This is a genomic window from Longitalea luteola, assembly GCF_017356035.1.
Taxonomy (GTDB): Bacteria; Bacteroidota; Bacteroidia; order Chitinophagales; family Chitinophagaceae; genus Niastella; species Niastella luteola.
The window spans coordinates 99,681-126,058 of sequence record NZ_JAFIQX010000005.1 but is presented as its reverse complement, the minus strand read 5'-3'; the positions used below and the strand labels follow the sequence as shown (position 1 = coordinate 126,058).

The 26,378-nt window shown below is 44.9% G+C and carries 24 protein-coding genes; 5 read left to right on the top strand and 19 right to left on the bottom strand.

Translation table 11 applies throughout. The features are described 5' to 3' along the window. Nucleotides 1-56: 56 nt before the first annotated feature. Nucleotides 57-6,806 carry a T9SS type A sorting domain-containing protein gene (locus tag JUB15_RS14560; protein WP_207513225.1) on the bottom strand — a complete coding sequence of 2,250 codons (6,750 nt, stop codon included), beginning with the start codon at nucleotides 6,804-6,806 and terminating at the stop codon, nucleotides 57-59. A gap of 265 nt (nucleotides 6,807-7,071) precedes the next feature. Between JUB15_RS14560 and JUB15_RS14555 the strand changes: the two genes are divergently transcribed. Next, nucleotides 7,072-7,929, top strand: a complete 858-nt coding sequence (locus JUB15_RS14555; protein ID WP_207513224.1) for a dienelactone hydrolase family protein — start codon at nucleotides 7,072-7,074, stop codon at nucleotides 7,927-7,929. A gap of 129 nt (nucleotides 7,930-8,058) precedes the next feature. On the opposite strand, the gene JUB15_RS14550 is transcribed toward JUB15_RS14555, so the two are convergent. Then, the gene (locus JUB15_RS14550; protein WP_207513223.1) at nucleotides 8,059-9,291 is read right to left on the bottom strand and encodes a proline dehydrogenase family protein; all 1,233 of its coding nucleotides are present in this window, start codon (nucleotides 9,289-9,291) and stop codon (nucleotides 8,059-8,061) included. Nucleotides 9,292-9,731: 440 nt separating this feature from the next. Between JUB15_RS14550 and JUB15_RS14545 the strand changes: the two genes are divergently transcribed. Both JUB15_RS14545 and JUB15_RS14540 read left to right on the top strand, forming a co-directional pair. Further along, nucleotides 9,732-10,832, top strand: coding sequence for a mandelate racemase/muconate lactonizing enzyme family protein (locus JUB15_RS14545; protein WP_207513222.1), 1,101 nt, complete (start codon nucleotides 9,732-9,734; stop codon nucleotides 10,830-10,832). 61 nt (nucleotides 10,833-10,893) lie between these two features. Further along, complete coding sequence (locus JUB15_RS14540) at nucleotides 10,894-11,412, top strand: acyl-CoA thioesterase (protein WP_207513221.1); 519 nt, start codon at nucleotides 10,894-10,896, stop codon at nucleotides 11,410-11,412. A gap of 196 nt (nucleotides 11,413-11,608) precedes the next feature. Here JUB15_RS14540 and JUB15_RS14535 read toward each other — a convergent pair whose 3' ends face one another. Continuing rightward, complete coding sequence (locus JUB15_RS14535) at nucleotides 11,609-12,373, bottom strand: lysophospholipid acyltransferase family protein (protein WP_207513220.1); 765 nt, start codon at nucleotides 12,371-12,373, stop codon at nucleotides 11,609-11,611. A gap of 72 nt (nucleotides 12,374-12,445) precedes the next feature. Between JUB15_RS14535 and hxpB the strand changes: the two genes are divergently transcribed. Beyond that, nucleotides 12,446-13,102, top strand: coding sequence for a hexitol phosphatase HxpB (hxpB, locus tag JUB15_RS14530; RefSeq protein WP_207513219.1), 657 nt, complete (start codon nucleotides 12,446-12,448; stop codon nucleotides 13,100-13,102). Nucleotides 13,103-14,128: 1,026 nt separating this feature from the next. Here the strand turns inward: hxpB and rpsA are convergent. Next, a complete protein-coding gene (rpsA, locus tag JUB15_RS14525) occupies nucleotides 14,129-16,042 on the bottom strand; it encodes a 30S ribosomal protein S1 (protein WP_207513218.1) in 1,914 nt (637 codons plus the stop codon). 401 nt (nucleotides 16,043-16,443) lie between these two features. Here rpsA and JUB15_RS14520 point away from each other — a divergent pair, with 401 nt between their 5' ends. Beyond that, complete coding sequence (locus JUB15_RS14520; RefSeq protein WP_207513217.1) at nucleotides 16,444-16,905, top strand: DinB family protein; 462 nt, start codon at nucleotides 16,444-16,446, stop codon at nucleotides 16,903-16,905. Between the two features lie 125 nt (nucleotides 16,906-17,030). Here JUB15_RS14520 and JUB15_RS14515 read toward each other — a convergent pair whose 3' ends face one another. From JUB15_RS14515 to rpmC, 15 genes are all read right to left on the bottom strand, one after another. Further along, nucleotides 17,031-18,311 carry a BaiN/RdsA family NAD(P)/FAD-dependent oxidoreductase gene (locus JUB15_RS14515; RefSeq protein WP_207513216.1) on the bottom strand — a complete coding sequence of 427 codons (1,281 nt, stop codon included), beginning with the start codon at nucleotides 18,309-18,311 and terminating at the stop codon, nucleotides 17,031-17,033. Between the two features lie 3 nt (nucleotides 18,312-18,314). Then, nucleotides 18,315-19,121, bottom strand: a complete 807-nt coding sequence (gene map, locus JUB15_RS14510; protein ID WP_207513215.1) for a type I methionyl aminopeptidase — start codon at nucleotides 19,119-19,121, stop codon at nucleotides 18,315-18,317. 76 nt (nucleotides 19,122-19,197) lie between these two features. Continuing rightward, entirely contained in the window at nucleotides 19,198-20,529 is a 1,332-nt protein-coding gene (gene secY, locus JUB15_RS14505) for a preprotein translocase subunit SecY (RefSeq protein ID WP_207513214.1), read from the bottom strand. A 76-nt stretch (nucleotides 20,530-20,605) separates the two neighbouring features. After that, a complete protein-coding gene (gene rplO, locus JUB15_RS14500; RefSeq protein ID WP_207513213.1) occupies nucleotides 20,606-21,055 on the bottom strand; it encodes a 50S ribosomal protein L15 in 450 nt (149 codons plus the stop codon). A gap of 171 nt (nucleotides 21,056-21,226) precedes the next feature. Then, nucleotides 21,227-21,406, bottom strand: coding sequence for a 50S ribosomal protein L30 (gene rpmD, locus JUB15_RS14495; protein ID WP_207513212.1), 180 nt, complete (start codon nucleotides 21,404-21,406; stop codon nucleotides 21,227-21,229). Nucleotides 21,407-21,506: 100 nt separating this feature from the next. Next, nucleotides 21,507-22,025, bottom strand: coding sequence for a 30S ribosomal protein S5 (rpsE, locus tag JUB15_RS14490; RefSeq protein WP_136576585.1), 519 nt, complete (start codon nucleotides 22,023-22,025; stop codon nucleotides 21,507-21,509). Between the two features lie 43 nt (nucleotides 22,026-22,068). Continuing rightward, nucleotides 22,069-22,422, bottom strand: coding sequence for a 50S ribosomal protein L18 (gene rplR / locus JUB15_RS14485; RefSeq protein WP_207513211.1), 354 nt, complete (start codon nucleotides 22,420-22,422; stop codon nucleotides 22,069-22,071). Nucleotides 22,423-22,584: 162 nt separating this feature from the next. Continuing rightward, nucleotides 22,585-23,139: a 50S ribosomal protein L6 gene (gene rplF, locus JUB15_RS14480; RefSeq protein ID WP_207513210.1), complete on the bottom strand. Its 555-nt coding sequence runs from the start codon at nucleotides 23,137-23,139 to the stop codon at nucleotides 22,585-22,587. A gap of 179 nt (nucleotides 23,140-23,318) precedes the next feature. Continuing rightward, nucleotides 23,319-23,717, bottom strand: coding sequence for a 30S ribosomal protein S8 (gene rpsH, locus JUB15_RS14475; protein ID WP_205513110.1), 399 nt, complete (start codon nucleotides 23,715-23,717; stop codon nucleotides 23,319-23,321). Between the two features lie 102 nt (nucleotides 23,718-23,819). Further along, nucleotides 23,820-24,089, bottom strand: coding sequence for a 30S ribosomal protein S14 (rpsN, locus tag JUB15_RS14470; protein WP_207513209.1), 270 nt, complete (start codon nucleotides 24,087-24,089; stop codon nucleotides 23,820-23,822). Nucleotides 24,090-24,202: 113 nt separating this feature from the next. Beyond that, nucleotides 24,203-24,772, bottom strand: coding sequence for a 50S ribosomal protein L5 (gene rplE / locus JUB15_RS14465; protein WP_205513112.1), 570 nt, complete (start codon nucleotides 24,770-24,772; stop codon nucleotides 24,203-24,205). A 69-nt stretch (nucleotides 24,773-24,841) separates the two neighbouring features. Further along, on the bottom strand, nucleotides 24,842-25,180 hold the full coding sequence (gene rplX / locus JUB15_RS14460) for a 50S ribosomal protein L24 (RefSeq protein WP_136576580.1): 339 nt from the start codon (nucleotides 25,178-25,180) through the stop codon (nucleotides 24,842-24,844). Between the two features lie 107 nt (nucleotides 25,181-25,287). Next, nucleotides 25,288-25,656, bottom strand: coding sequence for a 50S ribosomal protein L14 (gene rplN, locus JUB15_RS14455; protein ID WP_014220841.1), 369 nt, complete (start codon nucleotides 25,654-25,656; stop codon nucleotides 25,288-25,290). A gap of 123 nt (nucleotides 25,657-25,779) precedes the next feature. Continuing rightward, nucleotides 25,780-26,037 (bottom strand): 30S ribosomal protein S17, encoded by a 258-nt coding sequence (rpsQ, locus tag JUB15_RS14450; RefSeq protein ID WP_207513208.1) that lies wholly within the window; start codon nucleotides 26,035-26,037, stop codon nucleotides 25,780-25,782. 81 nt (nucleotides 26,038-26,118) lie between these two features. Further along, on the bottom strand, nucleotides 26,119-26,328 hold the full coding sequence (rpmC, locus tag JUB15_RS14445) for a 50S ribosomal protein L29 (RefSeq protein ID WP_207513207.1): 210 nt from the start codon (nucleotides 26,326-26,328) through the stop codon (nucleotides 26,119-26,121). Nucleotides 26,329-26,378: the final 50 nt, after the last annotated feature.

Sequence of the window (26,378 nt, the reverse complement as noted above, 5' to 3'; positions counted from 1 at the left end):
AAACAAAGTCCCGCCGCAGGCGGGACCTTGCAAACCATTAGGGCCGGGTTTAGGATTCATCGAACCAACAGGAGTTTATCGGTAAAATAGTCCTTGTCTGCCATCACCTGCAAATAATATAAACCAGTTCCCAAATGCCTGAGATCGATCTGCTTTGATACAGTGCCCGATACATTGAAAGGTACGCCCCGATATACCACTTTTCCATTCACATCAATTATGGTGATACGCACCTGCTTTAACCGGTTAAATGTCATCTTCATTTCGAACAAGCCACGGGAAGGATTAGGGCCTAGTGAATAACTTTCCATACCGTCGATATCCGGAACAGCCGTCGGTGAACAGGAAACGGTTACCGTTGCATTTACCGTTCGGGGATTTGCACAATAGTTGCCAGACGTAAGTTCACAGTAAACCTTTGTACTGTTGCTTATATTGTCTACTGTAATTTCCGGCCCTCCACCGTAATTAACATTATTGACCATCCATTGATAAAAGGGATTGGAACCGGCATTAACCGCTGTTGCTTGAAAATTGACCGTTCCTGAAAGGCATTCTGATGCGCTTATCTGAAGGGACGGCGTTACAGTAGAAGAAATGTTTACGCTAACTGTTGCAGAAGCAGAACATCCGTCACTGGTTCCGGTTACTGTGTACACAGCGGTTCCATTATCCCATGGCGTTACTTTCACAACAGAACCCGTAGTGGCGTTCAACCCTGCGCCGGTCCAGTTATAGGTTCCCGCCCCATTGGCCATCAGCGTCACGGCATCACCAGAGCAAATATGAGTAGCTGCGGCAGTTACCAGGACAGTGGGCGTTGGTTTTATGGTTACTACCTGGCTTGCACTAGCCGCTCCACAAACATTGGTAGCAGTAACGGTATAGGTACCAGAGCCCGGTACCGATAAGGTGTTACCGGTTGCCCCATTGCTCCAGCTATACGTACAGCCATTGCAGTCGGCGTTATTGGCGGAAAGTGTAACGATACCTGGTGCACACACAACTGGTGCCGGCGAGGCAGTGATCACCGGTTTTGCCGGAAGCGTAACACCAGCAGCGATCGTCACGGGAACGCTTACGACATTGTTCTTCTCATTCATTTCCTTTAACTGGCTGGCGCCATCTGCTACAAAGAGTAAATTGTAATTACCAGGAATAACCGAACACGGAATAACCAGCTTCTTATGCAACGGACCGGTAGCGGTATTGACAGCAACACCACCATTCACCTCCAGTTCACCAAGTAACAGATCACCATTTCGATCCGGCGTTACCATGTCATCAGGCGACAAATAGAAAAGTATTTTATGTATTCCGGCTGATGCCTGCCCCTGATTAAATTCGGTAAATGCTGCGGTGATCGTTGAACCGGTCGATGAAGCCGGTTGATCAACAGCCTGGTTAACGATCAGGACATCCGGTGAAAGAACCCCCGATCTCAGTGTAGCGGCCACATCAGTAGCCGTGAACTCTGAAAAGGAAGTTTGATCCGTAACACTGATCGATCGCTCTTCCAGATCTACAACCGTCGGCTGAATTACCTCCCAGCTTCCGGGTACGCCTGGTTGCCGTTTATTAATGACCATATTTGCCGGATCGGTTACTTTGCCGAGCATGGAAGAATCATAATAGAATGTAATGCTGTAAGTATAATTACTTCCGCCTGTTGCAGGTATATGCCAGTACCCGTTCAGATAACCGGCATGATAAACAGCACCATTGTTTGTTGTATCATTCGGCCAAACCCCGCTGTAAAAGGCGGCCTCGCCCAGATCTGGTAAAATTCCCGTTGTTCCCCAATGAATGGCAGCAACGGTTCTGCCATTTACAATAAGCTGCTCCCTGCCGCCCGGCACATGATCGCCTTTTACGAGCAGCGGCATCGGCATCGTATTGGTGTCAAATTCGTCGCTGCCTATATCGGTGGCTCCTCCGGCAGCAGTTGTTGACCGCACGCCGGCAGCCATCTCAAAATCACCACTCACCGAATCAACCGGCATGCCTTTACCATTTACATACCATGACCGTTGACTGGTTGTAAGTATGTTAAGATCATTATCCGCAACAGCGACAAACAGCGAATCAACCGGAACATCCGCCACCCGCACGGCATAGGAAGCGTTATCGCCTTGTGATAATGCACGCCATTGATCCAGATTGACAAAACCGGTTGTACGGTATTGGCAAACAAAAGCAGGGTCACTCGTAACATACAGGTTATAATTGATAGCGCCGGCCTGCCAGGCAGGATTCGCTACCGCATTCATATCAGCCAATGCCAGATGTTTTCCGGTGCCGCCAGTCCTTTCATTATACAAAATGTTATTTCTGACATGGTAAGCCGGGGTTCCGTTTGCTATCAGCAGGGCGTAAGAGTTGCCATTTGATAAGGTGGTCCCTGCCAGCCTTACGGTATTGTAATAGACTTTTCCTTTGGCTATGGCCAGGTTCTGGGTTTCCAACCCAATTCCTACTATATCAACCTGAGCAGGTATATGGCCACCTGTAAGATTGAGTTGGTTATTGTGCAGGCTGAAATTTCCATCCCCGATCCTGATGCCCCACAGCTTTTGTGGTGTACTTCCTGTGTAGCGGGTTTGTAAATCCGCTATCCTGTTGCGCTGTATCAACAACTGACTGTTTTGGATCATCGGACTTACGTCTAGTCCATATAAATTACTGCCATCCGTTTCAGAAACATGTATCAATTGTTTGATCGTATTATCTTCAATAACGCCATTATGAACGCCCAGCTTCATACCTGCATAACCAGCTGTTGCCAACCGCTGTGTTGTTTTAAAGTTGACAACCAGGTTCTTCCTGATCACACCGTGAGTGCCTTGTGCTTCAATACCTACTGCATATCCGGCAGTAATGCCTGCTATGATATTATTCTCGACGTGCAGCATCGATCCCTGTCCGCTTATGGCGATAACATTATCTTTATTATAAATACTGGAATCGTTTGTCAGACTGCCAATGAGATTTCCTTTTTCTGTACCAATTTTCGAGCTTCCTGCAGTTACTATTCCCCTGAATGAAAAACCCCAATCAATAAACCTGATGTTCTGAATGGTATTTCCCTGGATAGATGATCCGTTTCCGCCATCTACTACAATGCCCCTAAAGGAAGAGTAATCGGTGGTTGATGTCCATCCCGTAAACTGCCATGGAGCGCCTCCACAATAAGGCGCCGAACCTCCGATATAATTATTACGCACTTCGCAATTTATACTTGTATTGATACTGATGACAGTCCGGCCTTTAACCGCTTTTATGGCTGAATTATGATAAAAATGGTTTCCATCGATTATAACCCTGCCGCCTGCATGTAAGCCTGATTGAAAAACAAAAATGCCGCCGGTACCAAAATTCGTTATCTCATTTTGCCTGATCACCACCGAATCGGTGCTGCCAATCGATAAATAGATGGCAGAACCTGGTAACCCGGCTACTGCCGTATTGCTGCTTTCGATATTTGTAAATTTATTTCCTTCGATCAACAACCTGGTTGTATTGGGATCTATTCTCATGGCCTCGCCCCAGGTGCTGGTGCCATTTGTTTCGAAAACACAATTTTTGATACTTATGCCTGATCCTTCGGCAATAAGTATTACCGGCAGGGTATTTACAGGGACTGCCTTTCCGCTGATGAAATGCAGGTATCGCCCGCTTCCGTTCACACTACCGTCAATGGTTACGTTCCTTGCCTTACGTAAAGTGATGAGATATCGTGTATTCTCTGACTGGTTCCTGATGATCTTCTCCACAGCGGTATTTGTGATGATCCTGATAACAGCACCTGAATTGTTTAAATTAGTATACTCATGCACACCGTTCTCAACCAGGTCAGAGGTGATGACCACTGTTAAGCTCGCAGCCGTGGTATCGAACAGGTTTGTTTTTGAAGCTTGAAAAAATCCGCCGTCGTTGGAAAGGGATGGATATTGTTGTGCGGCCCCAACATACACGGTATCGGGAAAGATGCCATAGATCAACAGCTTTAAAGGAGTTACCGGTGCTGACGTTTGTGCCAGTACATTTGCATGTGCTGTTCCTGTGACATTTGAAAAGCCAACATTCGCCACAGGTCCTTTATCCTGTGCCACGAAATAATATTCCAAAGAATCTCCTACTTGCACAGGCACGCCTGCGCCTGCAAAATCAGGATGAAAGCCCCATACGCCTGCATGAAGCTGGCCCGATACCAGGTAGCCGGGAATACTTGCCCAGGCGCTTTCAGCCGGAAATTTCTTTCTGAACCACATGCGTGGCTTATTATTACCGCTGGTATCAACACCAGCCCCATTGTCGGTTATTTTAACCGTGTATACAAAGGAAGAATTGACCGGTTGCCCCAGGAACGAGCCGTGTGTTAAAACAGGTGCGTCTCCGTCCTGGTAGGTATAATTACCGGCGTCTGCCCCGATATCTGTTGCACTAAAGGCCGTACGCGATTCATTATCTATGTCCTCCGGAATATCATTATCCAGCACTCCCTGCCCTTCTGCCGGCGTTCCATTGGCAAGGTGAAGATCTACAGATGCGGCATTACCGGTAGCATTGACAAAATTAGGATTGTAGAATATGGAGTTGCTGTCGACATGTGTACGTTTACGCCACTCCATCAAAGTGGAAAAATAATTATACTCTTTCGTAAAATCGTATACAGGATAATAACCGAGTAATCCCTTTTTTCCTGAAACGTAATAAATGTTGTAATTGATCTCATTCTCATCGATGCCGGCACTGAGTGCATTGATGGCATAATGATAGTTATCCAGCGACCCGTTGGCAGACCGGGTATTCACAAAAATATTGTTCCGGATCCTGCTTCTCATTGTACTGGTGGGCAACAGCTCCAACGCCGCCGAGTGACGATCACCGGTACCACCCAGCCAAACCGAGTTATGGCTGATCAGCGTTTCCATAGGCTGCAATACAATTCCTTTTATAACATGGTCACCCGACAGTAACCTGCCATCGGCATCAACGCCCAGCCGCACCATATTATTAGTGATGTGCATTTTATAACCGGCATCCATCTGCAATCCGCAAATAGTGCTCGAAGAACCGCTGCATTGCAGGCTGTGGATGAAATTCTTTGTAATAACGGCATGCTCGCAACGATTGGCGCGAATACCGAACTGGCTGATGGTTCCGGAACCTACCGTCGACAATGAATGGATCGTGTTCCCCGACACAACTGAATTACCGGCCAGCGAGCGCACATCAATTCCTCCGGTAGTCACAGACATGGCATAGGCGCTCAAGGTGTCGTATATATGTCTGATGGTATTGTTCATTAACAGCGCCTTTAATTCATCTACATATATGCCGGTGGTATTGCCACTCAAATTAGCGATGAGGTTATTACTGATAATGTCAAAGGCTGAAGAAGGCAATACATCATAATTCTCACAACGTATGCCATAAATATGTTGTGTTGTTATTTTCGAATTGATAGAGATGCTATTGTATAAAGAAGGGCTCCCGACAGTATTATTCACCAGTTCTGCATATCCCTTCTTTTGATAACGCATATAGATGCCACTGATCACGAGTTCCGGCGGATAAACAGTAGTGTTACTCACACCACCATAAAAACCGCCTATCTTATTATTTCTTATATAACAGGTATCAATGCCACTGTCTTTATCATATCCAGTGCCTGTAACAATACCGAACGCTTCAATATGGCTGTCGCGCGCAGCTATGGTTATGTTACCCGTTGTAGATTGACTTCCTATTATATTACCGGCTATATCTCCGCATTTAAATTTGCCGTTCATGAGGTAGATGCCGGCAAAATAGTCGCCAAATGAAGCCGCACCAAAGCGGACGTTAGCAATTGTATTATTCTGTATACTTGTATAGCTGCTGGTGCCGGTACTCAACTGGATGCCTGAGTAGGAAGTATAATAATCCCTGGGAGCACCGCCGCAATTAGCAGCAGACCCGCCAATAAAATTATCGGTGATCACAAACGCCGAGGAAGTGGTATCATTTACGTATATGCCTACATTCCGGGAAATACTGCCGGTTGTATGGTAAAAACTGTTCCCTGAAATCTCCCATGCGTCACTATTCTCCTCCAACCGCACCCCATTAGATCCATAATTGAAAATTAAATTGTTCAACAGTTTGTTGCTGCTGTTCTTTTTAGCAATTGTTCCCAGTGAATAAATACCGGCAAACAGCGAGCCGTTACCGGAAATAGCACTATTCTGAATGATGTTATTATTATTGCCGGTGGTGATCGCCTGAACGGAAGTGGAAAAATGTACAATAGGTTTCGCTTCTCCTGATGTTCTGCTGCTTTGGATTTGCACGTAATGAAAACCATTGTCAGAAGCGCCGTTAATGAACCGGACAGCAGTGCCATAGGTATTGATAATTGATAACTGCCTTGCAGTACCCATTCCGCCAGGCCGGCCATCGAAATGGATATACCGTGCATTGTTAAGGTCTACGGTTGCAATATCATTACCACTGGTAATGACCAGATTGGCCGCGCCTGCTGCCGGCCGGATAGTAATGGTTCTGGAGGCATCAACATTTTGTATTCCGTGAAAAGTTAAAGGAAACAATTCTCCGGTGCTTTTATAACCAGCCTGTAATTCCAGAATGACAGCCCCGCTTACCGAAGCCGCCCTTAATGCATTTACGGCAGCAGTTATTGTAGGGTAGGTTCCGGCAGGACCTACCGGATAAACACCTGACATACTAAAAGGACGGGCAACGAGTTTACTGGAAGAAATGGTACAAATTAGTAATAAACAAAAGGTTAAGAACTTTTTCATACTAGGGTTTAGGTTGGCGGTCACTGATATGTCGCTTATACGAGCGATTCCATACAGTAAAACTATAAATATTATGATCTTTTTCGTTTTTTTTTAATAACCGTGCAGTTTTACCCGATAAGTGTGTCGTTTCGGGCTAAAAGCGTTAAACGCATTTCCAAAGATTCGAAACTGACCAGCCCATATATTAAAAATATCTTCATGGAACCTGCCCAGTTCCTAAATCATTATCTTTAGGAAAGCACTTCACATTCAAGCCAATTTTATGAACCAGGAAATAATCAATCTGTTTGACGAGTACACACACGTACCACTTTCCCGCGATGAGTTCCTTCGCCGGCTTACCAAGATAACCGGCAGCCTGGCAGCGGCGCTGGCTGTATTGCCTATGCTGGAAGTGAATTATGCCCATGCACAAACGGTGCCGGTGCAGGACGATCGGATCATTACAGAGCGCATTACATATCCCGGCGATGATTGTACTATGAAAGGTTATGTGGCCAAACCAAAAGGCAATGAAAAATTCGGCTGCGTGGTGGTCATTCATGAAAACCGCGGTTTAAACCCGCATATAGAAGATGTTACCCGCCGCGTAGCATTAGCTGGTTTCCTGGCCCTGGCGCCTGATGGTTTGTCGCCCCAGGGTGGCACGCCGGCCAATGAAGACGAAGCCCGTAATATGATCGGCAAACTGGATATGCCCAAAACGATAAACAATTTCGCCAAGGCGTTTGATTACCTGAAATCGCGGGAGGAAAGCAACTTCAAAGCCGGCTGTGTCGGCTTTTGCTGGGGTGGCGCTATGGCCAACCAGTTAGCGGTGCATGTGCCCGATCTGAAAGCAGCTGTGGCTTTCTATGGCCGTCAACCCGATGCAGCAGATGTTCCTAAAATAAAAGCGACGGTACAATTGCATTATGCCGGACTGGATGAACGGATCAATGCAGGTATTGCGGCCTATGAAGAAGCGCTTAAAAAAGCGGGCACTAAATACGAGCTGTATATGTACGAAGGGGTGAACCACGCGTTCAATAACGATACCGCCCCTACGCGTTACAATGCGGCAGCCGCCAAACTCGCGTGGGAAAGAATGGTTAAGTTGTTCAATGATACACTTAAATAGAATCGGATTTCTGATTTCGGGATTTCGAGATTTTGGGATTTCGGGATTTCGGGATTTCGAGATTTTGGGATTTCGGGATTTATTATTAGCCTAAGATTTAGACAAATCTCAAAATCAGAAATCAGGAAATCAGAAATCAGCAATCGCTTTCCTCCGTTCTATTTCTTTTTTAATCAGGCCCAGCTCCCGTCCGGTTTGTCCCGACACCGATGAATTCTCCTGCGCCCTGCGCATGAGATACGGGATCACATCTTTAATGGGACCGAAAGGCAGATATTTGCTTACCCGGAATGAACCTTTTGCCAGGTTAAAAGTAATGTTATCGCTCATGCCATACAGTTGGGAGAAATGTACATGCGGATGATTGTGCGGAATACCTTTTTTGTCGAGCAGCTCGGTCGTATATAAATTGCTGTACTCATTGTGGGAAGCCACGATCACGGCAATGTGATCGAGGTAATCGATACAGAACTCCAACGCCGCATTGTAATCGCGGTCAGTAGCCGGTTTATTCGGCTGAATAGGCGATGCATAATTCATGGCAGCAGCCCGCTTGCGTTCCTTTTCCATATAAGCGCCGCGCACGAGTTTTGCGCCCAGCGTAAAACCTTTCTGGCGGGCAACAGCAAAACTGTCTTTCAGGAATTGCAGGCGGTCGTGCCGGTATAACTGGATCGTATTATAGATCACCGGTTTTTGCCGGTTAAAGCGTTCCATCATTTGCATGGTGAGGGCATCTACAGGATCCTGGATCCAGCTTTCCTCGGCATCTATCAAAACGCCAATGCCCCGGGCAGCGGCTACTTCGCAAATGCGGGTGATGCGTTGTTCGGCCCGTTGCCATTCGGCCTGTTCGGCAGCGGTCAGAATTTCTGTATGTACTTTTCCTTCAAATCCGCTTTTATGGGTAGCTGCTGCGTCCAGTTTTTCCAACAGGCCAAACCGGGCAAGGCCAGTAATTTTTACACTCATGAACGGAATATTGGGCTGGGTGGCTGCATAGTTGATCACTTTAATGAACTCATCACAGCCATGATCGAAATTCTCTTCGCCCTCCATTCCTTCAACCCCGTAATCGAGGATCACCTGTACATTAAATTGCTTCAATTTTGCGGCAACAGGCGCCGTTTCCTCCAGCGTTTCTCCTCCAACAAATTGCTCAAAAATGGTATTGCGGATGATATTTTTGATGGGAAGCCCCACTTTTATGGCCCAGGGGGTTAGTCGGGTACCCAGTTTTACGAGGATCTGGTACCCCATGCTCGAGAATAGAAAGTGGGCTTTTTTTAACTCTTTATCTGATTTATAAGCAAATGCATTCTCCGTATTCTCAAAAGATACGGCTACGGCGGTTTTCGACATAGAACTAACAAATGTTAGGCGCGAAGATAAGCAGTTTAGTCACTAAGTTCTATGTTTTAGGTTGTAAGATTTTGCTATTGGATATTGCCCGTTTCGGGGGAATGGTGAATGCTTGCCCGTCCGAAGCGATAGCGAAGGCGGGGTCAATGGTCAATGGTCAATGGTCAATGGTGAATGGTCAATGGTGAATGGTGAATGGTGAATGGTGAATGGCTCGCGAAATTTCAGCTGTGCCTTTTGCCTTTAGCCTTTCGCCTTCAGCCTTTCGCCTTGAGCCTTTCGCCTTCAGCCTTTTGCCTTTAGCGTTCCGCGTTAAGCGTTTCAGCGTTTAGCGTTCAGCCTTTTGCCTTTTGCGTTAAGCGTTCAGCGTTTAGCGTTCAGCCTTTTTGCCTTTTTCTGCTGTCTTTCCGCTGCCCCAAACCTAGTATATTGTGATCGATATGACCATCCTACATACCGATATCTATAAGTTCAGCATTCCGATGCACCCGTTCACCATTGCCACCGGAACCATGCATTATGCCCAGAATATCTTTATCAGGGTACATACCGATGCCGGCCGCTATGGCGTCGGCGAATGCTCCGCATTTCCCATGATCGTTGGCGAAACGCAGGCTACCTGTTTTGAAATGGCTAAAGATTTTGCCGCCCTCTGGAAGAACAAAAGCGCCGAAGCCATTGAAGACCGGCTGCAGGAGCTGCATAACTTCACGGCGTTCAATACTACCATCAAAAGCGCCTTCGATATGGCCTTGTACGATCTGGCCGCTAAAGCTGCCGGGCTGCCGCTTTATCGCTATTTGGGCGGTACAAGTAAAAAGCCATTGGAAACCGATCTTACCATCGGTATAGATACCCCCGAAGCTATGGCCGCCAAAGCCAGTGATTTTGTCAAACGCGGCGTTCGCATTATCAAGATCAAGCTCGGTAAAAACGCAGCCGATGATATTGAACGGGTGCGTCAGATCCGGGAAGCGGTTGGTCCAGCCATTGGTTTACGCATCGATGCCAACCAGGGCTGGAGTTATGAAGAGGCCGTATTTGCACTGACCGGACTAGCTGCTTATGATATTGAATTCTGCGAGCAGCCTATGCGCTATTGGGATGATGACAGGTTACCCGAACTGGTTAAACAATCACCCATCAAGATCATGGCCGATGAAAGCGTTTTCGATCATCATGATGCCAAAAGGATCATTGCTGCCGGCGCCTGTGATTATGTGAACATTAAATTTTCCAAATCGGGCGGAATCTGGGAAGCGCGGAAGATCCATGAAGTATGTAAACAAAATAAAATTCCGAACATGATGGGTGGTATGCTGGAAAGCCGCATTGCCCTTACAGCCTTTGCGCATTTTGCGCTGGCGCACGATAACGTCGTTTTTTACGATATGGATACCTGTATGCTGGGCCATACAACCGATCCGGTGACCGGTGGCGTGTTGTACAAAGGCTTTTTACTGGAAGTGCCCGAAACCCCCGGTATTGGCGCAGATGCTGATGAAGCATTTTTGCAAAGCCTCGAAAAAGTCACTGTTTAAATGGCAATTAAACATTTCAACCATCTAACAATCGTTTGTATATCTTTGCGCAAAAAACAGCATGGACCAGTTTACGAAAACAGCCAAAGAATCATCGGTCACCATGACCGAATTGGTATTACCCAATGATACCAATATGTTTGGCAATTTGATGGGTGGACGGTTAATGTACTGGATGGATATTGCAGCCGCCCTGGCTGCCATGAAACATTGCGGCACGCCGGTAGTAACTGCATCAGTGGATAATATCTCTTTCGAAAATCCTATAAAGCTGGGCAATGCAGTACATATACATGCCAGGGTTTCCCGGGCGTTTACTACTTCCATGGAGATCCATATGAGTGTCTGGGGTGAAGACGCCCTGCACCAGTATAAATACAAAAGCAACGAAGCCTATTTTACTTTTGTTTCGCTTGACCCCAATGGTAAGCCGCGCAAAGTACCTGCGCTTGTACCCGAAACAGAAGAAGAAACAAAACTTTTTGAAGGCGCCTTGCGCAGAAGACAGGTCCGTCTGATCCTGGGTGGAAAAATGCAGCCGGATGATGCGAAAGAACTGAAAGCGTTATTTATGAAATAACTAACATTAATACGATCCCGCTTCATGCGGGATTTTTTTTTGCCCATTCGCAAACGGCAGACGGAAAACGGAAAACGGCAGACGGCAAACGTGAAACAACAAACCACAAACCACAAACAACAAACAACAAACGCTCATACTTAATAACAGGTTTCGACTTTAATGGGAATCATCACATTATCGAATCATCAAATTATCAAATTGAACTCTTCCTGTGATGCGGACCTTTTAACATGTAGGATTTGCTTTGTTCAATAGCATCCATAACCTGTTGCAGGATCTCTTCTGTAGGCGCCTCATAATTTATTTGCAGGGGCTCTTTAAAGGTTACTGAAAGCAATGTTCCTGTTTTTTTAAACTTCAGTCCCTTCTTATTGAACGCCCGCCAGAACCCATTGATCACAACCGGTACTACAATAGGTTTGGTGAGTTTTATAATATGCGCAGTTCCCTTACGTCCCGGAGCAAAAGGCGTTGTTGTTCCCTGTGGAAACGTGATCACCCAGTTGTTATCCAGCGCCCGGGTAATTTTGCGCGTATCTGAAGGATCGAGTCCTTTACGTACTTCGGTGCCGGCCGAACGCCAGGTTCTTTTAACTGTGAGCGCGCCGCCCAGGGTGAACAACCGGCTGATCCAACTGCCACGCATGGTTTCTTCAGCAGCTACATAATATACATTGGTAAACGGATTCAATAAATAATAAGGAATGCCCAGCTTGTTCTTTTTACCCCATTTCACAGCGCAGAAAATATGCAGGAAAGTAATGACATCAGCAAAATAGGTTTGATGATTACTGACGAACAACACATTTTTCCTTGGCAGTTTGGCAATATGCTCAGTGCCTCTGATCCGCAGTTTATTAATGATGACAAGCCCCGGCCAGGTAATAATTCCTATAATGGGGTAAAGTATTTTTCGAACCAGTTTAAAATGTCTTAACCGTTCACTAAACGAACTCATGCTCATTGTTTTGACAACCAATTAGTATCGAAATTAACCAAAAACCAGAAACTATAAACTAAATTTGCGGCCATGAAATTTTCCGCAGTAATTTTTGATATGGATGGTCTGCTCATAGATTCTGAACCCCTATGGCAGGAGGCAGGTGCAGAAATGTTACAACAATACGGTGTAACCCTCACTGACGAACAATATATTCTTACCACCGGTTTGCGTACGCCTGAGTGGGTTGATTTCTGGTTCTCGCATTTCACCATCGATAAACAGGAAGCTAAAGAAGCCGCCAAACGCATTGAACAGGCTGCATTGGATAAGATCAAACGACATGGTGTTGCCATGCCGGGTGTAGAATACATCATGGAGTTTTTCAAAGCCAATAATTTCCTGATCGGACTCGCATCTTCTTCGCCCATGCGGTTAATTGAAGCAGTCGTTGACAAATTGAAGATTCAACCTTACCTGAATGCCATCACTTCTGCCGAACATCTCCCTCATGGCAAACCACATCCCCAGGTGTTTTTGAATTGTGCAGAGTTACTGAACGTGCCGCCTACCTCCTGTATCTGCTTCGAAGATTCATTCAACGGAATGATCGCCGCTAAAGCTGCCCGCATGAAATGTGTAGTGATCCCTGCGCCTCATGTTCATCATGAAGGGCGATGGGATGCTGCTGACCGGAAGTTATCTTCGTTGTTGAAATTCAATAAAACGGTATTGGAAACTTTATAAATACTTCTTGAAGTGAGTCGAGTGGCTAGGGAAATGGCTAGTAGGAGCTTAAATTTAAATCATTACAATCACAGATTTTTTCAACATTACCTGCCTTTCCCTACTAGCTACTAGCTACTTACTACTCACTTTTTGGCCTAAACTCAAACGGGACATCCCGATGGCACCCGGAACATCCCGTTGAATGTTAACTACCCAAATGAACCTGTGTACTAAGTTGTATACATGACGGGTCAGTACTGCTTGCGGCCTTGCCTGTACGAAGCTGCAGTAACAGCCATCATTGTACGCATGTATGCTGACAATAGGTTAAATTGTAATAATGGATCTCTGCTAGGCACTACAATGAAGTGCGTAAAAGAACAGGAAAATGCAGATGAATACAAATGAAGTGTATGACTTCTTCATATATGGCACGAATTATTTGGTTAACTACGCTTTCTTTCTGGTTTCTTAATGCAGGAATCTCAAGCTCAATACATTACGATAGCTATAAGGTCGTTGCTGAATGTTGGTTGGTGTAATTCTTCGCAGATAGGATCAAGATTGTGTAACCATTGATTGCTTGCATAAATATATAACGTCATTTTTTTATATGCAAGCCTGCATACCTTTTTTTTATTAACTAATAATCCGCGTCAAGGAGCCGATAAACAATTGGCAATAGACCATTGGCAATCAACGTGAGACGTGAGACGTGAGACGTGAGACGTGAGACGTGAATCAGAAAACGGCAAACGCGAAACGGCAAACGTGAAACGGCAAACGCTTCTACCTCACAACCCGCTCTTTCCGCGTTCTTTCTGCTAGTAAACGAATACTGAATAACTGAATAACTGAATAACTGAATAACTGAATAACTGAATAACTGAATAACTGAATAACTGAATAACTGAATAACTAAAAACTTTGAACTTTGAACTTTAAACTTTGAACTGTGAACTGTGAACAGTGAACGGTGAAGTATGAACATAAAAAAAGCGCCCCGATCAAACCGGGACGCTTATATCATTCAGAAAGTGAGTTTTACTCTTTGGTTTCTGTAGAACCGCCTTGTTGTTCTTCCTGCTTTAATTTTTCTTTGATCTCAGCCAGTGCACCCAGATCACCTAAAGTAGCTTTTTCTACTTTACCCTGGATGTTCTTAACTGCTTTCTTGGTTTTGTCAGCTTCAGCACGGGCTTCTTTCTTCTGAGCTTCTTTCTCTTCGTGCTTAGATTGCTCCCAGATACGGGTATGCGATACTACGATGCGTTTTTCATTGCGATCGAATTCGATAACCATAAATTGGGTTGTTTCATCAGCGCCGATGCTTTTGCCATCTTCACGCATGAGGTGACGGTTAGGCGCAAATCCTTCCAGACCGTAAGGCAACTGAACGATACCGCCTTTGTCGTCTCTGCGGATAACTGTTCCCTCGTGCAAAGAACCAACAGCGAATGTTCCCTGCAATGCATTCCAGGGATCTTCTTCGAGTTGTTTGTGTCCGAGTTGCAGTTTGCGATTGTCTTTATCAATACCGAGGATCACTACGTCGATGTTCTCACCAACTTTAGTGTACTCAGAAGGATGGTTGAAGCGTTTCAGCCAGCTCAGATCGCTGATGTGGATCATACCACCAATTCCAGGAGCCAGTTCAACAAACACACCGTATGGAGTGATGTTCTTCACCAGGCCGGTATGACGGCTTCCCTCAGGGAATTTGGTTTCGATGGTGCTCCAGGGATCTTCGCTCATTTGCTTAATAGACAAGCTCATTTTGCGATTGTCCTTGTCAAGCGTTACGATCTTTGCTTCGTACTCATCACCCAGTTTGAAGAATTCTTTCGCATTGATCGGGGTGTTAGCCCAGGTAATTTCACTTACGTGTACCAGACCTTCAACACCTGGCATGATCTCCAGGAATGCGCCGTAATCTTCAATATTCACCACTTTACCTTTCACAACAGAACCTTCGTGAATGTTCTCTGGCAGAATATCCCATGGATGCGGAGTCAGTTGTTTCAGACCCAGGCTGATGCGTTTTTTCTCATCATCGAAGTCTAATACAACCACTTTCAGTTTCTGATCCAGCTTCAGCACTTCGCCGGGATGGCTGATACGGCCCCAGCTGATATCAGTGATATACAACAGACCGTCCAAGCCGCCCAGATCCATAAAGGCGCCGAAGTCGGTGATGTTCTTGATGGTTCCTTCCAGTACCTGACCTCTTTCGAGTTTGCTCATGATCTCTGCACGTTGTGCTTCGATATCGCTTTCGATCAGCGCTTTGTGAGAAACTACGGCGTTCTTGATAGCTTCGTTGATCTTCACTACTTTGAACTCCATGGTTTTTCCTACAAACTGATCGTAATCAGTTACAGGCTTAACGTCGATCTGTGAACCCGGTAAGAATGTTTCCATACCGAATACGTCTACGATCAAACCACCTTTGGTTTTTGAAGTAACAGTACCGGTAATAACCTCACCAGTTTTATGAACTTCAACAATTTTTTCCCAGGCGCGGGTAATGCGGGCTTGTTTACGGCTGAGGTTCAGATGACCTTCCCGGTCTTCTTTCTCTACAACCATTACTTCCACTTCATCACCGGTTTTCAGGTTGGGCAGATCACGGAATTCGTTTAACGAAACCAGACCATCGCTCTTAAAGCCGATGTTGATAACCACATCAGTTTTAGTGAGCGCCACTACCAGACCTTTCACCAGTTCTCCGTCGGTAACAGCTTTGAAAGTGCCTTCGTACACAGCATCGTACTTTGCTTTCTCTTCCTTGCTGTAAGTGGCCACATTACGTTTGTCAATACTCCAGTCGAAATCGTCGTGAGCACTATTGTCCACAACCTCAGGTGCTTTTGGTGTCGCTGTAGCTTCTTCACCCTGTGCGGCTGCAGAAGACTCCTGTGCATCAGCGTTTAATTGTTTAATAAATAATTGAAACATGATAAAAAACCCGATGATTTTAATTCGGGCTGCAAAGATAGGCCAAAATGCCGAATAGTAATGGCTTTGCGCGTTTTTTTTCAACCAGTAAATGGTTGATTTGCACCGGATTAAACAAGCGATTTCCCACGCGATCCACAATCCGCTGCAATCGTGCCATTTACCGTATTATTACAACTGTTCGCCGGAAAATAATAATTCTGTTAATAGTATGATTAACATTGCAAAAACGATTAGCCGATCCAACAGTATATACTGTACGAAAATGGCCGGCCCTTTCGGGAAAACGTGTATAAATAAGATTGTTTTTAATTAATGAAAATTATTTTTTTGTGCAGTTATTCTGATAGGCACTTTTTCTTTATACATTTATCGAAAATTTTTTCAACTGACTATTTGTTATGATTACACCAGTTTTGATCACATTATTTGAGCGGGACCTGAATAAACTGACTGAAGAGATCTCCCAATACCCTGATGACAGCAGCCTGTGGGTAGTGAAGGAAGGTATCAAGAACAGTGGTGGCAACCTGTGTCTGCACCTGACCGGCAGCCTGCAACATTTTATTGGCGCCGTATTGGGCGAATCGGGTTATATACGTAATCGCGAAGCAGAATTCAACTTAAAGAATATCAGCAAACACAAGCTGTTAAATGAAATAGAGAACGCTAAAGTAGCCGTTAAGGATGCACTGGAACAAACCAGCAAAAAAGAACTGGAAAAAAATTATCCGCTGCCTATTAATGGTGAAACAGTAACAACGGAGTATTTACTGCTGCATATGCTGACCCACCTGAATTACCATACCGGTCAGATCAATTACCACAGAAGGTTGTTGGGTTTCCCGCAAACCACTGAGTAATTCATGGTGCCTCGCTATATTTTAACTGCCTGTTTTATACAGTTGGCAGTTGGCAATCTGCAGTGTACGACTGCCAGCTGCCAACTGCTAACTTAAAATAATGACGGGTAGAATATTGTTAAAAATTACGTCATTTGAGCAATCGCCTTTGCCGCTATAAATCCGCTCGTCCAGGCATGCTGAAAGTTGAAACCGCCGGTAATGCCATCAACATCCAGTATTTCTCCAGCGAAATACAAATGGGGAATAATCTTGCTTTGCATCGTATTCACATCTATTTCCGATAACTGAATACCGCCCGCAGTTACAAACTCTTCCTTGAACGTTGTTTTTCCCTGCACTTTGAATTCCTGTGCACAACAATTTGTGATCAACTTATTCTGTTCCTTCGCAGGCAGGTCGGCCCAGCGTTTATCTTCATCAATGCCTGATTGCTGTAACAAATATTGCCATAACCGTTGCGGAAGATCAAACGGATTGCGATTGCCTATTTTCTGTGAAGCCAGCTCAAAGCGCAATTCCTGCAAATGCTCACGCAAGGTTTGTTCATTGAACTGCGGCAGCCAGTTGATCATAATTGCAAACTGCCAATTGATCTTTGCCAGTTCACGGGCTCCCCAGGCCGACAAGCGTAATATTGCCGGACCGCTCAAACCCCAATGCGTGATCAGCAAAGGCCCTTTAGCCGTTAAATTAGTACCGGTTACCTTAACAGCTGCTTCGCGCACAGCAACGCCCATTAACTGCGTAATAGCGTTTCCGGGCATATTAAAAGTGAATAAGGATGGAACCGGTTCTGCAATGGAATGACCTAGTTGTTGCAGCCAGCCGAACTGGGCTGGTTTCGCATAACCCCCACTGGCAACGCATACGAAGTCGGCAGTAAGAACCCGGTTTTCAGAGAGCTCAAGTGTAAATTGTCTTTGCTCATCTGATTTCTGAACTCCGGCATCCGGCTTCAGACCTCCGGCTTCCGGCTTCAGACTTCTGACCTCAGCCATCATCCGGATTTCTACGCCAAACTTGTTCGCCTCCCGCATCAAACAGTCAATGATCGACTGTGACGAATTGGACTGGGGGAACATCCGGCCATCTTCTTCGGTCTTCAGTGGCACACCCCGTTCAGTAAACCATTGAATGGTATCAGTAGTAAAAAAATGGTGAAATGCTTTTTTAAGGAAATTGGCGCCGCGTGGGTAATGCCGGATCATGTCTGGAATGGAAAAACACGAATGCGTAACATTGCAGCGGCCGCCACCGGATACTTTTACTTTCGAAAGTAATTTGCCTGTTTTTTCAAGGATGATAACCTCCAGCGAAGGATGCAGGCGGGCAGCATTCACAGCACAAAAAAATCCGGCCGCGCCGCCTCCTATAACAATCAGCCTTTTTTTTGTTTCGCTCACTTATCAGGAATAATACGTGGTATTCAGGTTGGGGTTGGCTTTCTCTACCGCTTCAATAATGCTGTAATCACTGAGCACATCAGGCCTTCCCTTACGCACACACACATCATGTTCAAAGTGAACAGAAGGTTTATGATCAATGGTGCGAACCGTCCAGCCATCGTCTTCGGTATAAACTTCTTTTTTACCCATATTGATCATGGGCTCAATGGCCAGTACCAGTCCTTCCCGTAATACCGGGCCGGTGCCCCGCCGGCCATAGTTGGGCACCTGCGGATCTTCATGCAGCATTTTTCCAAGCCCATGCCCTACCAGCTCACGAACCACTCCATAGCCGTGCTTTTTTTCGGTGTGCTCCTGTATGGCATAAGCGATATCGCCAATCCGGTTGCCGGCAATGGCCTTTTCTATGCCTTTATATAACGATTCTTTTGTAATGCGTATCAGTTTCATCACATCTTCACCGGGATCGCCTATTGCAAATGTATAGGCATGATCGCCATGAAACCCGTTCTTGTATACGCCGATGTCTACTGAAATAATATCGCCTTCCTTCAATTCATCCTTACCGGGAAAGCCGTGTACAACCACGTCGTTCACCGAAATACACGAATTGTAGGGATAACCTTTGTAGTTCAGGAATGTGGGGGATGCCTGGTGATCGCGAATGAACTCGCCAATAACTTTATCGAGTGAAAGTGTAGTGATGCCCGGCTTCAGGATGCCGGCGATATGGGCCAGCGTTTTACTTACCAGTAAAGCGCTTTCCCGCATCAATGCAATTTCTGCTTCTGTTTTGTAATAAATCATCTCAATGAATATATATTAAAACAAAACCTGACAACTATTACTACAGCTGTCAGGTTTTGTTTGCTGAAAATATTTTTTACATAGAAGAAGCCGGGGTTACCTGCTGGCGTCCCTGAATTCTTCCGCTCTTCATTAAGCCATCATATTGACGCATCAGCAACTGGGTCTCTATCTGTTGAAGGGTATCCAGGATTACACCTACCATGATCAGCAGGGAAGTACCTCCAAAGAAAGAAGAGAACGATTGCTGGATGCCCATTCTTTGAGCAAAACCTGGCAAGATACCTACCAGCGCAAGCAATACCGCACCCGGGAATGTGATCTTGTCCATTACAGCACCGATGTAATCGGCTGTAGGCTGACCGGGTTTTACGCCGGGGATAAATCCGTTATTCCTTTTCAGGTCGTCGGCAATTTGCTTGGGGTTAAAGATCAAAGCAGTATACAGGAAGGTAAAACCGATCACCATTACTGCATAAATGATCATGTACCAGTAGTTACTATGATTACCAAACACGGCGGCAAGGCCTTTTGTTGAGTCGAAGTTGCTCAACAGGGTCGGTAAGAACATGATTGCCTGGGCGAAGATGATAGGCATTACACCGGCGCTGTTCACCTTTAAGGGTAAGAACTGACGGGCGCCGCCGAACTGGCGGTTACCTACGATCTGCTTGGCATATTGTACAGGCACTTTGCGAACACCCTGGATCAGGATGATCAGACCCATGATGATAGCAACCAGGATAGCAATTTCAATTACAAAGATCAGCAATCCGCCACCGCCTCTGTTTGAGCGGGCTGCCCACTCCTGCCACAGTGATTGAGGCAAACGGGCAAGGATACCAACCATGATGATCACGGAGCTGCCGTTACCCAAACCTTTGTCTGTGATCTTTTCACCGAGCCACATTACGAACAGGGTACCTGCCGTAAGGATGATGGTGGTAGAAAGCCAGAAGAATGGTTTGTATGATTCGATCATGGCCTGGCCGTTAGTAGTATTCAGGAATGCTACATAGGCGCTGGCCTGTAAGATGGTAACCAGTACGGTGAGGTAACGGGTATATTGATTGATCTTTTTACGACCGCTGTCGCCTTCCTTTTGCAATTTCTGGAATGGCGGATACAGGATGGTCATTAACTGAATAAAGATAGAGGCAGAAATGTACGGCATGATACCAAGGGCCAGGATAGAAGCCTGTGAAAAGGCTCCACCGGCAAAGGCATCGATCAGTCCAAGTATGCCGCCAGAAGATGCACCTGTTGTGATTTTATCGGGGTCAATACCGGGCAACACAATGTGGGTGCCTAAACGGTAAACGGCTATCAGGGTAATGGTCACCAGAATTTTACTCCTCAGCTCCTCAATACTCCAGATATTTTTGAGTGTTTGTATAAACTTTTTCACGGATTTGCCAAGATTTTTAAATTTCCCTCTAACAAAAAAGACGCATGGTTTATGCGTCTATGCAAGTTAGGAAAAATTACTTTACCAATTCTACTGAACCACCAGCAGCTTCAACAGCCTGCTTTGCTTTTTCACTGATAGCATTTACCTTGAAAGTAACTTTAGCTTTCAGTTCACCGTTACCTAATATTTTAATTTTCTCTGTTTGACCAACCAGTCCCCACTCTCTCAGTGTTTCATGGTTAAAGTCTGACAGTTCGTATTTTTCTACCAGGTGATCTATCTGACCCAGATTAAACACTTTATACTCAACACGGAACGGATTTTTGAAACCGCGTTTGGGCAAACGACGTTGAATTGGCATCTGACCGCCTTCATGTGCGTTCTTCCGTTGATAACCGGCACGGCTCTGACTACCTTTGTTACCTTTTGTAGAAGTTCCACCTTTACCGGAAGCTTCACCACGACCTAAACGTTTTTCTCTGTGCGTTGCGCCTTTCGCAGGCTTCAATTCATGTAATTTCATCTTTCTTGATTTTTACTTACGGGGAATCGCCCCTCGCTTTAATTAATTTGATAATGTGCTAATTTGCTAATGTGCTAATAAAAGCCGGCAAAAATAATGATTTGCCAATAAAAACAATCAATTCCTCAGAATGAAAGTTTTCATTAGCAAATCAGCTAATTAGCTAATTGGTTATGCTTCCTCAACTTTTACCAGGTGGGTTACTTTGCGAACCATACCCAGGATCTGTGGAGTTGCTTCAACTTCTTTCGACGCGTTGGTCTTGTTCAAGCCCAGGGCCTGCAACGTCAGTTTCTGGCGCTCAGGACGATCAATAGGACTTTTTACTAAAGTGATTTTAATCTTTTTCATACCCTCTATCTCCACTATTCAGCAGAGAAATTTAAAGTTTTGAAATTATTTCAATTAACGGTTTTCCTAATTGTTCCCCCTTTAGGGGGTTAGGGGGTGCTTACCCGTTAAATACTTTCTTCAGGTTCAGTTTGCGCTGACGGGCAACGGTAACCGGTTCACGCAGTAAAGCCAGTGCTTTGAAAGTAGCTTTTACCACGTTATGAGGGTTAGCAGAACCCAGTGACTTTGCGAGAACGTCGGTGATACCGGCGCTTTCCAGCACAGCACGCATGCTACCTCCGGCGATCACACCGGTACCATGAGCAGCAGGCTTAACCAGCACCTTGGCAGCACCTTCTTTAGCCCATTGGTCGTGGGGGATGGTTCCGTGCATGATAGGCACTTTAATCAGGTTCTTTTTGGCGTCTTCGATACCTTTGGTAATTGCTTCCTGTACTTCTTTAGCTTTTCCCAGACCATGACCTACCACACCGTTTCCGTTACCTACTACTACCAGGGCAGAAAAACTGAAAGCGCGACCACCTTTGGTTGTTTTAACAACGCGGTTAATAGCCACAACTTTCTCTTTCAGCTCGATATCGCCGGCTTTAACCCTGTTTAAATTAACTTTTGCCATTATTTCTATTTGAAATTATCGGAATTGTAAAATGTGAATTGTCTTAAAATTCAAGGCCTCCTTCACGGGCACCTTCGGCAACAGCCTGTACACGGCCATGATACAGGTTACCACCACGGTCGAAAACGATCTTGGCAATACCCAGGTCTTTTGCTTTGCGGGCAATAGCCTGACCTACCAGTTTGCTTTTTTCAATTTTGGTACCTTTCTGAGCGCTGATATCCTTATCACGGGAAGAAGCGGCAGCCAGTGTAAAGCCTTTATTATCGTCGATCAGCTGTACATAAATATCGCTGTTGCTGCGAAATACAGCCAGCCGGGGCTTTTCAGCGGTGCCAGCTACCTTCTTACGGATGCGGTAGCGGATCTTCTGCCTTTGTTCTAATTTGGTATTCATTGCTTTTATTTTATGCCCTCCGATACTGCCGGAGAACCAATTTGATAATTTGATAATTCGATAATTTGATAATGAACCTTTTGATTTTTGAGGTTCCCGATAAAATTTAAGCAATCTTATCGGGAACTCATTATCAAATTATCACATTAGCTAATTAGCTAATTATTTACCAGCTGCTTTACCAGCTTTACGACGAATATGCTCGCCAATATATTTAACACCTTTTCCTTTGTAAGGCTCAGGTTTACGTAAGCTGCGTAATTTAGCGGCAACCTGTCCCAGTAATTGTTTGTCGATACCTTCCAGGGTGATCTTCGGGTTCTCCCCTTTTTCCTGGGCGGTGGTTACTTTCAATTCCTTGGGAATTTCAAACAATATATTGTGAGAATAACCCAGTGACAGATCCAGCAGGTTACCCTGGTTGCTTGCTTTATAACCTACCCCAACCAACTCCAGTCTTTTTGTAAAACCTTCAGTAACACCTTTCACCATGTTGGCTACCAGCGCACGGTACAAACCATGCAATGCACGGTGACGGATCTGGTCGGTAGGACGGGTGAATACAACTTCACCATTCTCTACAGTTACTTTGATATCCCGGTCAATGGCCTGTTTCAATTCGCCTTTAGGACCTTTAACAGTGATCACATTATCAGGGCTCACTGTGATGTTTACGCCACCTGTAACAGGCACCGGTTTTTTACCTATACGAGACATAACTAATGTTTTGAGTTTTAAAGATTTTCTTCATTATACTAAGTTCGTCGGACCGGTCAGCCCCTATAGGTAAGGGCTTAATGTATCCGGGAACATCGGAAATGTGATAATTTGATAATGTGATAATTTGATAATTAAAATTCATCATCACATCAGCTAATTATCACATTAGCATATTATTAATAGATGTAGCAAAGAACTTCGCCGCCAACGTTCTGGCTTTTCGCTTGCTTGTCGGTCATAACACCTTGTGATGTGCTCACAATGGCAACGCCCAAACCATTTTTTACTCTTTTGAACTCAGCAGGGCTGGCGTACTGACGTAAACCAGGACGGCTGATCCTTTCCAGAGATTTGATAGCAGGCTCTTTACTTTGAGGATCATATTTCAACGCTATTTTGATAACGCCCTGTTTGTTATCATCCTCAAATTTGTATTTCAGAATGTATCCCTGATCGTACAATATTTCAGTAATACGTTTTTTCAGATTAGAAGCCGGGATCTCAACAATCCGGTGTCCCGCCATCTGCGCATTACGAATTCTGGTCAGGAAGTCTGCTATGGGATCAGTAACCATGTTTATATTTAATTAAAACAGTTTTAATAATTTTATTCAAGAGTAGTCCCTGCTTACAGGCTTGCTCTTCTAGTTTGAAAGGCTTGCACGTGGTGCCTTGCCTTACCAGGAAGCTTTTCTTACTCCTGGAATTTTACCCGCTAAGGCCATATCACGGAACGTAACACGGCTCATGCCGAAGTAACGGATATATCCTTTCGGACGACCAGTTAACTGGCAACGGTTTTTCAGACGAACTTTCGAAGAGTTCTTCGGCATTTCATCTAAAGCTTTCCAATCGCCGGCAGCTTTCAGTGCAGCACGTTTTTCGGCATGCTGAGCTACCATACGTTCTCTTTTTCTTTGTCTGGCTTTAACTGACTCTTTAGCCATAATTATTGTAAATTTTGAGATTTTGAGATTTAGAGATTCCGGGATCACGCAATTCCTGTCTTTTAATTCCTGCTTCCTGTTTCCCGCGTCTCCTAAACTTTATATTTTATAACTTAATCTTTCTTTGCTCCTTTGAACGGCATACCCAGTTCTTTCAACAGCTCATAAGCCTCTTCATTGGTTTGGGCAGTAGTCACAAAAGTGATATCCATACCAGTGATCTTGTTCACCTTGTCGATGTCGATCTCGGGGAAGATGATCTGCTCGGTTACACCCAGGGTGTAGTTACCACGGCCGTCGAAAGCTTTATCATTGATCCCTTTGAAGTCACGTACACGAGGTAAAGAAGTAGCGATCAGCCTGTCGAGGAACTCGTACATTTTAGTACCACGCAAAGTAACGCGGGCGCCGATCGGCATGTTCTTACGCAACTTAAAGTTAGAGATGTCTTTTTTAGACATGGTTGGAGTTGCCTTCTGACCAGAGATCATTGTCAGCTCATCAATGGCCACATCCACGAGCTTTTTGTCAGAAACGGCACCGTTCACACCACGGTTGATGCAGATCTTTTCCAAACGGGGACACTGCATCACTGTGCTATAGCTGAAACGTTTCATTAAAGCAGGTACAACTTCTTTTTTGTACTTGTCTGCCAGCCTTGGAGTGTATTTTGTTGTAGACATTTTTATTTAGCTTAGCGCGTTATGTTTAATGCCTGAGGCAAACAGCATAACGCAATTGATAATCGATAGTTATTTAATGGCTTCACCGGATTTTTTAGAAACACGCACCAGTTTTCCTTCTTCACGGGTACGTTTTACTTTCACACCAGCTCCGGCTTTAGCATCCCACAACATCACATTAGAGATGTGAATGGCAGCTTCTTTTTTTACAATACCGCCACGGGTATTACGTGCAGAAGGCTTGGTATGGCGGGTAACAATGTTTACGCCTTCCACCAGCACACGGGATTTCTCCGGAAATACTTCCAGTACCTTGCGGGGCTTCTTAGCGTCTTTGTCGTCACCGGCAATAACTACTACGGTGTCGCCTTTTTTAATATTAAACTTTGGTTTGAATCTGTTGCTCATTTTATTTAAGCTTTTAGCTAAAAGCTGCAAGCTGCAGGCTTAAAGCCGTTTTCAATTATATTTCATGCAAGCGTGAAGCGCGGAGCTTACAGCTTGCAGCTTGTTTTTTATAAAACTTCCGGAGCCAAAGAAATAATCTTCATGTAACCTTTATCACGCAGCTCTCTGGCAACGGGTCCGAAAATACGGGTACCGCGTGGCTCATCTGACTGATTCAACAGCACTACGGCATTGTCATCAAACCGGATATAAGATCCGTCTTTGCGGCGTAACTTATTCTTGGTACGAACAATTACCGCTTTGGTAACAGTGCCTTTTTTAATACCACCGGCCGGAATAGCATCCTTAACGGTCACTACAATTTTATCGCCTATCTTGGCGTAATCCTGGCCGCTGTTTCCCAGTACACGGATACACAGTACTTCTTTGGCGCCACTGTTATCAGCTACATTTAATCTGGACTCTTGCTGAATCATTTTATTAGCTTTTTAGCTCTCAGCCTTTAGCCCCGAAGGGTATCGGGACCAATAGCGAATGATTAATAATTTATTTGAAATCGTCGCTGGCGGCAGGCTTGCATTCCTGCGCCAACAGCTATATTACTTCGCCTTTTCAACTACTTCTACCAGTCTCCAGCGTTTAGTTTTGCTCAGGGGACGGGTTTCCATAATGCGAACAGTATCGCCTATGGTGCACTCATTTTTTTCATCATGAGCGTGGAATTTGGTAGTCTTCTTTACGAACTTACCGTAGATGGGGTGTTTTACTCTTCTTTCTACAGAAACAGTAATGGTTTTTTCCATTCTGTTGCTGGTAACAACCCCAATTCTTGTTTTACGCAAATTTCTGTCAGACATTATAATAAATTTGATCTTTGATAATTAGCTAATGTGATAACTCTAACCATTAGCATATTAGCACATTGGCTAATTAGCATATTATTTTGCCAATTCCTTTTTTCTTAATTCTGTTTTCAAACGAGCCACATCCCTGCGCAGGTCGCGAATGCTCATCGGATTTTCCAGGGGAGAAATTGCATGAGCAAACTCCAGCTTTTTTAGCCGCAGTTCATCTTCCTGGATCCGGGCTTTCAGATCTGCATCACTCATATCCTTCAGGCTTTTTACGAAATCGATTCTCTTTGCCATATAATTAATTTGATAATTCGATAATTAGTTAATGTGATAATTAAAACCCC

Coding starts and splice junctions, on each gene's coding strand:
- rpmD (WP_207513212.1), bottom strand. CDS start 21,406: ATGAAAAAGATTAAAATCACTTTAGTAAAAAGTCCTATTGATCGTCCT.
- rpsE (WP_136576585.1), bottom strand. CDS start 22,025: ATGGCAAAAGTTAATTTAAACAGGGTTAAAGCCGGCGATATCGAGCTG.
- rplR (WP_207513211.1), bottom strand. CDS start 22,422: ATGAATACCAAATTAGAACAAAGGCAGAAGATCCGCTACCGCATCCGT.
- rpsN (WP_207513209.1), bottom strand. CDS start 24,089: ATGGCTAAAGAGTCAGTTAAAGCCAGACAAAGAAAAAGAGAACGTATG.
- JUB15_RS14535 (WP_207513220.1), bottom strand. CDS start 12,373: ATGAGTTCGTTTAGTGAACGGTTAAGACATTTTAAACTGGTTCGAAAA.
- rplF (WP_207513210.1), bottom strand. CDS start 23,139: ATGTCTCGTATAGGTAAAAAACCGGTGCCTGTTACAGGTGGCGTAAAC.
- rplN (WP_014220841.1), bottom strand. CDS start 25,656: ATGATTCAGCAAGAGTCCAGATTAAATGTAGCTGATAACAGTGGCGCC.
- JUB15_RS14540 (WP_207513221.1), top strand. CDS start 10,894: ATGGACCAGTTTACGAAAACAGCCAAAGAATCATCGGTCACCATGACC.
- rplO (WP_207513213.1), bottom strand. CDS start 21,055: ATGAAATTACATGAATTGAAGCCTGCGAAAGGCGCAACGCACAGAGAA.
- rpsH (WP_205513110.1), bottom strand. CDS start 23,717: ATGGTTACTGATCCCATAGCAGACTTCCTGACCAGAATTCGTAATGCG.
- JUB15_RS14560 (WP_207513225.1), bottom strand. CDS start 6,806: ATGAAAAAGTTCTTAACCTTTTGTTTATTACTAATTTGTACCATTTCT.
- JUB15_RS14520 (WP_207513217.1), top strand. CDS start 16,444: ATGATTACACCAGTTTTGATCACATTATTTGAGCGGGACCTGAATAAA.
- map (WP_207513215.1), bottom strand. CDS start 19,121: ATGATTTATTACAAAACAGAAGCAGAAATTGCATTGATGCGGGAAAGC.
- rpmC (WP_207513207.1), bottom strand. CDS start 26,328: ATGGCAAAGAGAATCGATTTCGTAAAAAGCCTGAAGGATATGAGTGAT.
- rpsQ (WP_207513208.1), bottom strand. CDS start 26,037: ATGTCTGACAGAAATTTGCGTAAAACAAGAATTGGGGTTGTTACCAGC.
- JUB15_RS14555 (WP_207513224.1), top strand. CDS start 7,072: ATGAACCAGGAAATAATCAATCTGTTTGACGAGTACACACACGTACCA.
- JUB15_RS14545 (WP_207513222.1), top strand. CDS start 9,732: ATGACCATCCTACATACCGATATCTATAAGTTCAGCATTCCGATGCAC.
- hxpB (WP_207513219.1), top strand. CDS start 12,446: ATGAAATTTTCCGCAGTAATTTTTGATATGGATGGTCTGCTCATAGAT.
- rplE (WP_205513112.1), bottom strand. CDS start 24,772: ATGTCTACAACAAAATACACTCCAAGGCTGGCAGACAAGTACAAAAAA.
- JUB15_RS14550 (WP_207513223.1), bottom strand. CDS start 9,291: ATGTCGAAAACCGCCGTAGCCGTATCTTTTGAGAATACGGAGAATGCA.
- rpsA (WP_207513218.1), bottom strand. CDS start 16,042: ATGTTTCAATTATTTATTAAACAATTAAACGCTGATGCACAGGAGTCT.
- rplX (WP_136576580.1), bottom strand. CDS start 25,180: ATGAGCAACAGATTCAAACCAAAGTTTAATATTAAAAAAGGCGACACC.